General features: G+C 65.6%; 19 protein-coding genes and 1 pseudogene. 18 read left to right on the top strand and 2 right to left on the bottom strand.

The features are described 5' to 3' along the window. A partial coding sequence (locus IPK65_12890) for a DNA-binding protein (protein ID MBK8163984.1) occupies positions 1-110 on the top strand: 110 nt, incomplete at its 5' end. A 41-nt stretch (positions 111-151) separates the two neighbouring features. Next, on the top strand, positions 152-298 hold the full coding sequence (locus IPK65_12885) for a hypothetical protein (protein MBK8163983.1): 147 nt from the start codon (positions 152-154) through the stop codon (positions 296-298). Here the strand turns inward: IPK65_12885 and IPK65_12880 are convergent. After that, positions 277-426 carry a hypothetical protein gene (locus tag IPK65_12880; GenBank protein ID MBK8163982.1) on the bottom strand — a complete coding sequence of 50 codons (150 nt, stop codon included), beginning with the start codon at positions 424-426 and terminating at the stop codon, positions 277-279. The two genes, IPK65_12885 and IPK65_12880, sit on opposite strands and share 22 nt — an antisense overlap. A 413-nt stretch (positions 427-839) precedes the next feature. On the opposite strand from IPK65_12880, the gene IPK65_12875 reads away from it, so the two are divergent. From IPK65_12875 to IPK65_12825, 11 genes and pseudogenes are all read left to right on the top strand, one after another. Beyond that, positions 840-1,496 carry a hypothetical protein gene (locus IPK65_12875; protein ID MBK8163981.1) on the top strand — a complete coding sequence of 219 codons (657 nt, stop codon included), beginning with the start codon at positions 840-842 and terminating at the stop codon, positions 1,494-1,496. Further along, entirely contained in the window at positions 1,493-3,259 is a 1,767-nt protein-coding gene (locus IPK65_12870) for a DDE-type integrase/transposase/recombinase (protein ID MBK8163980.1), read from the top strand. Before IPK65_12875 ends, IPK65_12870 begins: the two co-directional genes overlap by 4 nt. A gap of 1 nt (position 3,260) precedes the next feature. Beyond that, the gene (locus tag IPK65_12865) at positions 3,261-3,500 is read left to right on the top strand and encodes a hypothetical protein (GenBank protein MBK8163979.1); all 240 of its coding nucleotides are present in this window, start codon (positions 3,261-3,263) and stop codon (positions 3,498-3,500) included. 514 nt (positions 3,501-4,014) lie between these two features. Beyond that, positions 4,015-4,912, top strand: a pseudogene (locus IPK65_12860) (AAA family ATPase). Position 4,913: 1 nt separating this feature from the next. Continuing rightward, complete coding sequence (locus IPK65_12855) at positions 4,914-5,252, top strand: hypothetical protein (GenBank protein MBK8163978.1); 339 nt, start codon at positions 4,914-4,916, stop codon at positions 5,250-5,252. Then, positions 5,242-5,616 carry a hypothetical protein gene (locus IPK65_12850; protein MBK8163977.1) on the top strand — a complete coding sequence of 125 codons (375 nt, stop codon included), beginning with the start codon at positions 5,242-5,244 and terminating at the stop codon, positions 5,614-5,616. The genes IPK65_12855 and IPK65_12850 overlap by 11 nt, the downstream gene beginning before the upstream one ends. A 118-nt stretch (positions 5,617-5,734) precedes the next feature. After that, positions 5,735-6,196 (top strand): hypothetical protein, encoded by a 462-nt coding sequence (locus IPK65_12845; protein MBK8163976.1) that lies wholly within the window; start codon positions 5,735-5,737, stop codon positions 6,194-6,196. Further along, entirely contained in the window at positions 6,193-6,459 is a 267-nt protein-coding gene (locus IPK65_12840) for a hypothetical protein (GenBank protein ID MBK8163975.1), read from the top strand. Before IPK65_12845 ends, IPK65_12840 begins: the two co-directional genes overlap by 4 nt. 1 nt (position 6,460) lies before the next feature. Next, positions 6,461-6,916, top strand: coding sequence for a hypothetical protein (locus IPK65_12835; protein MBK8163974.1), 456 nt, complete (start codon positions 6,461-6,463; stop codon positions 6,914-6,916). A 42-nt stretch (positions 6,917-6,958) separates the two neighbouring features. Next, positions 6,959-7,285 carry a hypothetical protein gene (locus tag IPK65_12830; GenBank protein MBK8163973.1) on the top strand — a complete coding sequence of 109 codons (327 nt, stop codon included), beginning with the start codon at positions 6,959-6,961 and terminating at the stop codon, positions 7,283-7,285. Next, positions 7,282-7,479: a hypothetical protein gene (locus IPK65_12825; protein ID MBK8163972.1), complete on the top strand. Its 198-nt coding sequence runs from the start codon at positions 7,282-7,284 to the stop codon at positions 7,477-7,479. The genes IPK65_12830 and IPK65_12825 overlap by 4 nt, the downstream gene beginning before the upstream one ends. Here IPK65_12825 and IPK65_12820 read toward each other — a convergent pair. After that, positions 7,455-7,685 carry a hypothetical protein gene (locus IPK65_12820; GenBank protein ID MBK8163971.1) on the bottom strand — a complete coding sequence of 77 codons (231 nt, stop codon included), beginning with the start codon at positions 7,683-7,685 and terminating at the stop codon, positions 7,455-7,457. The two genes, IPK65_12825 and IPK65_12820, sit on opposite strands and share 25 nt — an antisense overlap. On the opposite strand from IPK65_12820, the gene IPK65_12815 reads away from it, so the two are divergent. The 5 genes from IPK65_12815 to IPK65_12795 all read left to right on the top strand — a co-directional run. Next, positions 7,684-7,911, top strand: coding sequence for a hypothetical protein (locus IPK65_12815; protein ID MBK8163970.1), 228 nt, complete (start codon positions 7,684-7,686; stop codon positions 7,909-7,911). The two genes, IPK65_12820 and IPK65_12815, sit on opposite strands and share 2 nt — an antisense overlap. Continuing rightward, complete coding sequence (locus IPK65_12810) at positions 7,908-8,444, top strand: hypothetical protein (GenBank protein ID MBK8163969.1); 537 nt, start codon at positions 7,908-7,910, stop codon at positions 8,442-8,444. Before IPK65_12815 ends, IPK65_12810 begins: the two co-directional genes overlap by 4 nt. Next, positions 8,431-8,862, top strand: coding sequence for a regulatory protein GemA (locus IPK65_12805; protein MBK8163968.1), 432 nt, complete (start codon positions 8,431-8,433; stop codon positions 8,860-8,862). Before IPK65_12810 ends, IPK65_12805 begins: the two co-directional genes overlap by 14 nt. Continuing rightward, complete coding sequence (locus IPK65_12800; GenBank protein MBK8163967.1) at positions 8,843-9,208, top strand: hypothetical protein; 366 nt, start codon at positions 8,843-8,845, stop codon at positions 9,206-9,208. Before IPK65_12805 ends, IPK65_12800 begins: the two co-directional genes overlap by 20 nt. Before the next feature lie 271 nt (positions 9,209-9,479). Further along, positions 9,480-9,681: DNA cytosine methyltransferase (locus IPK65_12795; GenBank protein ID MBK8163966.1), on the top strand; the 202-nt coding region annotated here is incomplete at its 3' end.

The following is a 9,681-nucleotide window of genomic DNA, read 5'->3' as shown; positions in this document are numbered from 1 at the left end:
ACTTCGTCTATTGCGTGCTCAACGGCCAGTACAAGGGACACCGCGGCCGATCCCACGAGGTAGCAGTCAAGTTGGGGCTAAAGATCGTGCCCCACAAGCAGGCCGCCTGAGCCGCTTTCGGATTCTATCCAAGACAAAGGGATTTCGCACCATGCAACAGTACATCAACGACGCGCAGCAGCGCATCCTCGCCTCGCTCAGATTCTCGCCGGCAACGAACTGCTCGGCCTGTCCCGAGCGAGCTGGCGCAGAACTCAAGGCCCGGCGCCAGCACGGTTACGCGACCTGGCGAATCTGAAGGAAGCCGGTTACGCCGAGCAGATCGCCGAGACCGGCCGCTGGCGGCTCGGCCCGAAGCTGGTGCAGATCGGCATCAAGTTCGGCGACGCCCTGGCGCGCGCCGAGTCGCGGGTCGGTGAAATCCACCAGCGCTACACGAGGACCGCATCATGAGCCGCGGACGCAAGACGCTGCCGGTCGCGGTCAATCCAGAGCCGGAACTCGATCAGGACCGGATCGATGCCGACCGCAAAGCGGCCGACGTTCTCGCCACGGTGCAGGCCGCTTATGGCGAAAAGTGACTGGCGAACAGATGCTCGGGCAGGCGCAGGCGTTCAAAGGCGATCGCAAAAATGGCCGGCGTGGTCATTTGTCAGAACTTGCCCAGTGCGCGAACTCAAGCTCTACAGAGCGCTGCCGGCCAATTTTGTGCTCGACGAGAACGGGCAGCAATAGCCGACTGTCGGCTAAATACATGGGATCGATTCTGCCGCTCGCTCGGGCTGTCGGCCAACAAGGTCGAAAGTTTGCTCAACCTTTCGGCGCTCGGTGGCGAAGCGATGGGTGCACTCAAGAGGGTCGGTGCCGGCTACCGCGATCTGCGCAAGCTGCGTGCGCTGCCGGATGAGGTGCGCGGCAACCTGCTTGAATCCCCGGAACTCAAGCAGGCGCTCGACGAGGGCGACAAGGACACGATCCGCGAGCTGATCGAGGACATGGCGGTCGCCCACGCCAAGAAATCCGCCGCGCTGAGCGCCGAAGTCGAGGCCAAGGACCGCGTGATCGCGGAGAAATCCACCCTGGTCGCCGACAAGGACGAGCAGATCAACGCGCTGAAGATCAAGACACTGGCATCGCGGCCGTGGGACGAGCGGGCCGCCGACTACAACCAGGAAGCCAGTGCGCTGTTCTATATCGTGCAGGAGCACCTCGCGCGGCTCGATGCGCTGCAGACCGGCATTCTGACCGCCGATTTCAGTTCGCGCGAAGACGAGGAGGCGGTGCTGGCGGCGGTGGCGGTGCCGTTCTCCGATGGACTGAAGCGCATCGCACAGATGCTGGTCGCCCTCTCGCAGCGCCATGACAAGACGCTCGGCGCCTTCGCCGAGTCGCTCGACGCCCAGCCGCTCGGCGATCTGGATGCCCTGGCGGCGCGTCCGCCCTCCCAGCCGGAACCGGCTGCCACCGCGCTTCCAGAAGACCCTGCCGCATCGTGACAGACGGCGCCGACGACATGGCCTATACACGGGAGCAGCTCGACATTCTGATGGGCTACGCGGCCCGGCTGGAAGCGGCCGGGCACGGCGAAGCCGGTGAAATCGTCGAGGAAGCGCGACGCCTGCACGGCTGGTCGCGGGCCACGTTCTATGCGCGGCTGGCGCATGTGGGCTGGACTTCGGGACGCAAGGCGCGCGCTGACAAGGGCAGCACCGGCCAGTGCATGCAGGCACTGGAATTCGTCGCCGCCGTCGAAGCCACCAGCCTGCGCAAGAACGGCAAGCAGACGCGGCACACGCCTGTCGCCGCCTCGATCGCGCTTGCCAACGGCCATGACATCAGCGTCGGGGCCAGCCAGTTGCGCCGGCTGATGCGGGCGCGCCGGCTCGACGTGGCGAGCCAGCGCGAGGCGCAGGCGCCGGTCGAACTGCGCAGCCTGCACCCGAACCATGTGCATCAGATCGACCCGTCGCTGTGCCTGGTCTATTACCTGCGCGGGCGCCAGTACGTGATCCGCGACGACGAGTTTTACAAGAACAAGCTCGACCGCGTGGCGCAGATCAAGCTCAAGGTGTGGCGCTACACGCTGACAGATCATGCCAGCGCCATCGTGGTGCCCTGGTATGTCGAGGCCAAGGGCGAGAGCCCGGAAAACCTGTTCCGCGCGCTGGTCAATGCCTGGGCCAAGCAGGACGGCCGGCGGTTTCACGGCGTGCCCGACATCCTGATGATGGACAAGGGCAGCGCCAACACCGCGACCGCGATCGCCAACCTGTGCCGCGCGCTGGAGACGCGGATCGTCACCCACGAGGCGGGCAATGCCCGCGCCAAGGGCAGCGTGGAAGGCGCGAACAACCTGGTCGAAACCCAGTTCGAGTGCCGCCTGCAGTTGCAGCCGGTCGACTGCGTCGAAGACCTGAACAGGCAGGCGGCGATATGGGCCGAGGCCTACAACGCCAACGCCATACCGGGGCAGGACACCCGGCTGCATCGGCGCGGCCTGCCGGAGCCGATGGCCCGCTACGACCTGTGGCTGCGCATCGCGCAAGCGCAATTGCGCCTGCTGCCCGATGCGTCGGTGCTGCAGCAGTTCTTAGAAGGCAAGGTCGAGACGCGCACCGTCAGCAAGACGCTGCAGATCAATTACCGCCACCCGCGCGGCGATCGGCCGAGCGTGTACGACGTGGCCGGCATCAAGGAGCATTTGCGTCGGCGACAAGCTAGAACTCACGCCGCTGATCTACGGCGAGTGCGCGATTCACTTGCAGGTGCCGCGCTCGACGGCGAAAACGACTTGCATCGCCTGGAACCGATCGCCGACAGCTACGACGACTACGGCCGCCACACCTCGGCGCCGGTGATCAGTGAATCCTACGCCCGCCGCGCCGGCACCGATGCCGACCGCGCCGGCAAGCAGCTGGAGGCGCTCGCCTCCGGCGCTCACCGTCGAGGTGAAGAAAGCGCGCCAGCGCATGGCGCGCGTTCAACGGCGAAGTCGATGCGCTCGATTACCTGGGCGAGGCGGCAATTCCGGCCGCGATCCTGCGCCGCGGCACGGCGATCGAACTGGCCAGCCGCACGGTCGAGGCCGAGCCGCTGGGCGCGGTGGAGGCCTCCCGGCGGCTGCGTGCGGCCGGCGTCGCGCGCGCCGATCTGTATGCCTGCGTCACCCGCGACTGGCCGAACGGCCTGCCGGAAGCGAATTCGACGCCTATGCGGCGCGGCTGAAGGGCGCACCGGTCTTGCGTGCCGTTGGGGGTGAAATGGAACTGCTGGAGCTGGTGACACTGGCATGGCTGGCGCTGTTCGCGATTGCGCTTGGGCTGTTCGCCCGCCATCGCCTGACTGAAATCGATCGGCACGCCGAGGCGTTGGCCGCCGAGTTCGACGGCGAGGCAAGCGGCGCGCGCACCTACCTGATGACAACCGGCTGGACGGCTGCAGCCCTGTCGGCATGGTGCCAGGCGCTGGCGGTGTGGCTCGTGTTTTCGCACACCGGATGAGGCTTTGAAGTGGGGTGGTGCGGCCCGGCAAGGCCGCACCAGGATGGGCGCACAGACGGGGAGTCGAGGCGCCCGGTAGTACAGACAAGGAGATTCTACATGGTTCGTTCCATTCCGAGCGGAGGCCCCGATGGGCGCGCCCGCCTACGATAACCGGGTTCATCCGCATGCCCCAAGCTGAAGGAATCTGATCGATTCCGGCATCTCCGTGCGCGACTGGACCAAAGCCGTCGTGCAGACGCGGGGCCATGTGCGTGGCAAGCCGCTCTCTCCGACGGCCGGCCAGCACATTCTGAATTACGGCAACTGGCCGAAGCTCACGACCCGCGAGGAGATCATGCGCCAGACCGCCGATCTGCTGCGCGCTCACGGCGTTGCCGAGGCGCTGATCGCCAGCGCGTTCGAGATCGATCCGGATGATGCGTACCGCAACGTGCTGCCGCTCGGCGCCGTGACCGGCCGCGCGGCCCGCCTGGCCGACCCGCAAACCCTTCCAACCGAAAAGGAGACCGACATGCTGCTGCGTGCCGAATCCGTGCGCCCGCACACCCGCAAGCACTTCGGCATTCTGGCATCGCCGTTCTCGGACGATGTGCAGCGCCAGGAGGACATTTTCATGTGGCCAGACTACCGCTACGCCCGCGAGGCGCGCCGGGACGCGAAGCCCGCAACGGCAGGTTCCGCGCGATCAGCGGCAAGTCGAGGCTCGAGCAGACCACGCTGGTGGAGGAGCTGCGCAGCGCATCGAGGCCGGGGGCCACGAGATCATGCTGATCGAGCCCTATGTGGTCAGGATGGAAGAGAACGACCGCAAGGGGAAGCAGTTGAAGAGCGGCCAGATCGCCGAGAGCGTGATCGAGGCGCTGTCGCCGCATACCTCTGTGCGCCAGAGCGCGGATGCGAAGTTCCGCCAGGCGCACGAGCTGCTCAAGCAGAGCGCACGCGCCGGCTATCGGCACTTGTTGCTGATCGAAGAGGCGCATGCGCTGCCGGTGGTGACGCTCAAGCACCTGAAGCGCTGGCGCGAACTCAAGGACGGACTGCGCGCGCTGCTGGGCATCGCGCTGATCGGCCAGCCGGAACTCAAGGTGAAACTGGACGAGCGCAACCCGATGCTGCGCGAGGTGGTGCAGCGCTGCGAGATGGTGGAACTGATGCCGCTCGATGACAACGTCGAAAAGTACCTGGGGTTGAAATTCGAGCGCGTCGCCAAGCCGCTCGGCGAGGTGTTCGCGCCGGACGCGTTCGACGCGATCCGCGCGCGGCTGACCTTCAACATGCGCGGCGGCCAGCGCGCGGCGGTGTCGATGCTGTACCCGCTGGCGGTCAACAACCTGACCGCACGGGCGATGAACGTGACCGCCGAACTCGGCATTCCGAGAATCAACGCAGAAGTCATCAAGGGAGCGTGAGATGCAGGACATCACTACGGTAAGCACCGACCGGGGCGTGCGCAGGCTGCGTCCGATCAACGAGATCGTCACCGAACAGCTCGATCTGTTGTCTGCGGTGGCCGGGCAACTGATGCAGGAAGGGCACACGCTGATCGGCGTCAGCATCGAACCGACCGGCGGGCTGCCGACGATCCAGCTCGCCGCCAGCGCGCGGCTGTCGGAAATGGTCGCCGGCGACCATGCCACTTACTACAAGCGGGTAACCGGACCGTCCGGCACGCACCGCACCGGGCAGTTTCAGCGCGGCGGCGTGCGCGTGCTGTGGCTCGAACTGGACGGGCGCTTCGATGGCCACTGAGACGCCCCACAAGAAGTGGCTGGAGATGGAGGACAGCGCGATCGTCGAGGCCATGCTCAACCACCGAGACGGCGCGACCAAGGGTGCGCTGTTGCGCGAGATCGCCAGGAAACTCGGCCGCACCGAGCAGTCTGTGATTCAGCGGCACGCCCGGCTCAGGCCGCTGATAGACGATCAGATCGCGGAGCGCGAAGGACTGCGCGTGACGGGGATCGCCGCCCGCAAGAAGTTTCGAACGGTGAGCCGGGCCGGGCCGAGAAAGTGCCTGTGCTGCGGGCAGCAATTCACCAGCGAGGGACCGCACAACCGCCTCTGCACATTCTGCCGCAACAAGGATGTCAGCCCACGCGCCAACGCGTGCTGAACGAACAGGAGAGTCATTGACGGCAAATTTTGCTTCGCAGGCGCAGGTTCGCATACCCGACGGCGCAGGTACGACACACGAGTTCTGGCTGCACAGACGCAGCACCGACCCCCGCGGAATGGATGACGCGGGGGCCCCCAAGCCGGGAGTGGGGCAAAACCCCGGCAGCCTGAAGGCGGAAGCTGGTCAGGCCGTTGGCAGCAGCACCCCGGCGGATGAGCGCCCCTCCTTTCGCCCATCCGCCGGGGGTGCCACGTTCGATGGCGGGCGCGTTCCCGTCTGGAGTCAGTTCAACGTGCTACTGCCCCCGGCTACCGACCCGACGGCAAAGCCGCCTCCGAGGCCGTTCGCCGAAGCCTGCGAGGCGCTGCGGCGCCGGGCCGGCGACGGCGGTGTCGAAAACATCGTGATCGACGACACGACGCTGCCGCAGGAGTCGGCTGGCGTTGACTACACGCCGTACTGGCTGTTGTCCGATGACGGCGGCCTGACGATCGGCAGCGGCGACGAGCTGATCCGGCTGGATGCGGAACAGACCGGGCGGCTGGCGCGGATGCTGGTGTCGGGGGTCGAGCCGTGAGCGCCGATACGCCGATTTCGTGGGGGGCGGTGTTTTCGAGCCTCGTCATGACTTTCCTCCGTAATACCTCAAAGGCGCCAAACGTAGTTGCTGTCGCCTTTGAGCACGGGCGAGTGCTCGGTTTCGCGCACGCAATGGAGACTGCCGAGGCGATACCGGTGGAACGGATTTCGGAAATCCTTTCACTGGCCGACAAGGCGGCATCACAACGGATAGCCGAATTGACGTCCGCCACGGATACCGGAAAGGCGGAGCTTCACTAACATGCAGATCACCTGCGCCGCCTGCGGATCGGTCACCAGCCTGGATGCCTGCGTGAATCACGAGGGGGCACGGGCGGCCCTGGCGGCTGCCCTGCAGGTAAGCCCGCAACTGGCGACCGCGCTGGTGCGCTACCTCGGGCTGTTCCGCCCGGCCAAGCGGCAGCTGACGATGGACCGGGTGGCGCGGCTGCTGGGCGAGCTGCTGCCGGCGATCCAGTCGGGACGGATCGAGCGCAACGGCATCACCTACGCGGCACCGGTCGAGAACTGGCGCGAGGCGATCGAGCAGATGACCAACCACGGCTACCTGTTCGAGATCTTGTCCGGCATGGGCGAGCGCGCGGAAGCGGCGGCCGAGCGCAGCAGGAAGCGCAGCGGCGCTACACGCCAAGGATGGTGCAAACAGAAGAGTCGGCGCCCTCTCGCGCGATGCCGACCGAGATCAGGGACTTCTTGAAGGGCTTTGCGGCGAGAGCGCCGGGCACACAGGACGGAAACGATGACACCGACAATGAGTGAGATGCTGCAGGTGTTGTACACCGGCGGCCATGTGGGGGCGGGCCGCGGCATCTCCGCGGCGGACCTGGCGACCTATCTGGGTTGCGATCTGCGCCAACTGCGCAAGCTCATCACCCAGGCGCGGTTCGACGGTATCGCGCTGTGCGGCAAGCCGGCCGACGGGTACTTCATTGGCGAGCGGGCCGAGGAGGTCGAGGAGACGTGTCGCTTCCTGCGAAGTCGTGCGATGCACTCGCTCCTGTTGGAGTCGGCCATGCGCCGCATGCCGCTGCCCACATTGATCGGCCAGTTGAGCCTGCCGACATGAGCACGATCGAAGCAGTCAAGGCGTCGGTCGGCTGGGTGGAGAGCGGGCAGGATGCGACCCGCGTCTGCCTGAAGTGCGCCCACATGGAGTGGCGCATCGAGAAACGCTACTTCGCATGGTGCAAGCAAAACGGGTTTCGCTCGCTGTCGAAGGCAACCTGCAACGATTTTCAATCAAACGGGAAAGATCGATGAGTCAAATGGAGCAGATCGAAGCCGCGGCCCGCGACTTGGCCGAAAGGTGCGCGGCGTTGGACGGCCTGCGCCGGAACCTGAACGCGGACATCGAGGCGATCGTCAAGCCTCGCGTCGCTCAATTCGCCGCCGCCACCGATGAGGCGGCGCAAGCGCACAAGCGCCTGCATGCGCTGATCGATCAGTCGCGCAGAAGACAAGGCCATGCAGCGCATCCAACGCCTGCTGCCAGAGCAGGCGGCGAGTCTGATCGGCTGCAAGCACTTCCTCGTCAGGGCCGCGATTGCGATGCTTCCGGTCGCTGACATCAAGCGCATCGGCGGCAGCGTGGTCGGCGCCGACGACGCGGTGTTTATCAAGCCGGAGCGCACGATCGCCGCCGGACTGGTGGATGCGCTGGTCACCGGGTACGTGAACCAGGCGGGTGAATGATGGACGACAACCACGAGTCACTGGAACGCACGCTGTGTGCCTACCCGTCTTGCGCAGCCGAAACCGTTGACGTAACGGTTTTCGACGTGGGGTCGAAGCAACGCCTGCCGTCGATCTATGCCGTGTTATGCCAGGAATGCGGCGCGCGGCCCTACATCGGCAAACTGGGACGCCGGGATCGGCAGGCTGGCGGCAACCCTGCTGTGGAACAACAAGCTCGGAATCGGGATATGAAACACGCCCAAGACTCGATGCCCTGGCAACCGAGCAACAGCTCGGAAGGCCTGTGTTTCATCGAACTGAATTGCTCGAACTGCGGCCGCGACAAGCCGTTGAGCGAGGGGCGCAGCCCGGACGAGTGCAGCGATGACGAGCTTTGCGGCATCCTCGGGCGGTCGTTCGCTGGCCGATTCGACGAGTGGCGAGAGTCGTCGAACGGCAGGCTGTTCTGCACGGATTTCGTGCCGCGCGACGGCCTTTCTCGCGATGAACTCACGGTCGACTGGATCGAGCAGGGCCATGCCCAGGGCTGACATCCGAACCGCCGAGCTTGGCGCGATCCACATCGCGAAGAAGCAGCTCGGGCTGGACGATGACACCTACCGGACGATGCTGTTCACGCTGACCGCGAAGCGCTCGGCGGCCGATCTGGACGCCGGACAGCGCCGCAAGGTGCTGGAACACCTGCAGAGCCGCGGATTCAAGAACGTCAAGCGCGCCGCGCATCGCGCGGCCACCGATCCGCTGGCCGGGAAAATCCGCGCCCTGTGGCTCGAAATGGCGGCCTCCGGCGTGGTGCGCGACGGTTCTGAGCGGGCGCTGGGCGTTTTCATCGAGCGGCAGACCGGCGTGCGGGCGGTCGGATGGCTCTCGGACGAGCAATCCCGCAAGGTTATCGAATCCCTCAAGGCCTGGAAGGCCAGGACACGGCATGGCGCTCCAACTGTCTGAGGACTACCCGGAGATCCTCGCGCTGATCGCGCAGACGGTAGACGCGGCGCTCAGGGAGAACGACGTGGCGCCGGGCGAGGCCGGGGAGATCGCCTTCAAGGCATCGGAAGCGGTACGCCTGGCCATCGGCGGATCGACGATTTACATCACCCAGGGCATGCGCTGGGAGTGCAGCAAGCGCAACGTGGCGATCATCGAGGCGCTCGCCAAGCTGCCGTGCTCTGACAAAGGGCGCTACGCCCGGGTGGCCGCGCAGTTCGATCTATCCGACCGCTGGATTCGCATGCTGGAAACCGCCTGGCTGGAATCGGAACGCGCGCGGCGGCAAGGGCGATTGGTGGAGTAGTTGGCGAAGTGACGAGTTTGGTGGAACATGTTTCTTGACGATCTTTTGACCGCTGCGGTGCAACTTGCTGGCGGAGATGAAGTAAGTTGCGGCGCTAGATTGTGGCAGTCAGAAGGTGGCCGGGCGTGCCCGCTAGGGTGGGGGGGTTGTTCGCAGGCTGTTTTTGTCGATCTGATGACCGGAGAATTCGACTATGGCGAACCTGGCGGTCCTGGCTATGCTGAATGTGTTCGCTATTGTCCGCACGGCATGCAGAGCAAAGAGTAGCAGATTGACGCGCCCCGCCTACTACAACGAGAACGACCCGCACGCTTCGGCATGGTTGCGCGTGCTGATCGAGCGCGGACTCATTGCCGCCGGCGACGTGGACGAACGCAGCATCCTGGACGTAAGCCCCGATGACATCAAACCCTACGGACAAGCGCACTTCTTCGCCGGCATCGGCGGATGGTCATATGCCCTCAGGCTCGCAG

It is taken from the genome of Gammaproteobacteria bacterium, assembly GCA_016712635.1.
GTDB lineage: Bacteria > Pseudomonadota > Gammaproteobacteria > SZUA-140 > SZUA-140 > JADJWH01.
Note: the sequence above shows the minus strand (reverse complement) of the source record. Positions and strands in the feature narration are given on the sequence as shown.

What these genes read in the sequence shown, in the direction of transcription:
- IPK65_12885 (MBK8163983.1), top strand. Translation starts at nt 152, where the DNA reads ATGCAACAGTACATCAACGACGCGCAGCAGCGCATCCTCGCCTCGCTC.
- IPK65_12875 (MBK8163981.1), top strand. Translation starts at nt 840, where the DNA reads ATGGGTGCACTCAAGAGGGTCGGTGCCGGCTACCGCGATCTGCGCAAG.
- IPK65_12865 (MBK8163979.1), top strand. Translation starts at nt 3,261, where the DNA reads ATGGAACTGCTGGAGCTGGTGACACTGGCATGGCTGGCGCTGTTCGCG.
- IPK65_12855 (MBK8163978.1), top strand. Translation starts at nt 4,914, where the DNA reads ATGCAGGACATCACTACGGTAAGCACCGACCGGGGCGTGCGCAGGCTG.
- IPK65_12850 (MBK8163977.1), top strand. Translation starts at nt 5,242, where the DNA reads ATGGCCACTGAGACGCCCCACAAGAAGTGGCTGGAGATGGAGGACAGC.
- IPK65_12845 (MBK8163976.1), top strand. Translation starts at nt 5,735, where the DNA reads ATGGATGACGCGGGGGCCCCCAAGCCGGGAGTGGGGCAAAACCCCGGC.
- IPK65_12835 (MBK8163974.1), top strand. Translation starts at nt 6,461, where the DNA reads ATGCAGATCACCTGCGCCGCCTGCGGATCGGTCACCAGCCTGGATGCC.
- IPK65_12830 (MBK8163973.1), top strand. Translation starts at nt 6,959, where the DNA reads ATGACACCGACAATGAGTGAGATGCTGCAGGTGTTGTACACCGGCGGC.
- IPK65_12825 (MBK8163972.1), top strand. Translation starts at nt 7,282, where the DNA reads ATGAGCACGATCGAAGCAGTCAAGGCGTCGGTCGGCTGGGTGGAGAGC.
- IPK65_12815 (MBK8163970.1), top strand. Translation starts at nt 7,684, where the DNA reads ATGCAGCGCATCCAACGCCTGCTGCCAGAGCAGGCGGCGAGTCTGATC.
- IPK65_12820 (MBK8163971.1), bottom strand. Translation starts at nt 7,685, where the DNA reads ATGGCCTTGTCTTCTGCGCGACTGATCGATCAGCGCATGCAGGCGCTT.
- IPK65_12810 (MBK8163969.1), top strand. Translation starts at nt 7,908, where the DNA reads ATGATGGACGACAACCACGAGTCACTGGAACGCACGCTGTGTGCCTAC.
- IPK65_12805 (MBK8163968.1), top strand. Translation starts at nt 8,431, where the DNA reads ATGCCCAGGGCTGACATCCGAACCGCCGAGCTTGGCGCGATCCACATC.
- IPK65_12800 (MBK8163967.1), top strand. Translation starts at nt 8,843, where the DNA reads ATGGCGCTCCAACTGTCTGAGGACTACCCGGAGATCCTCGCGCTGATC.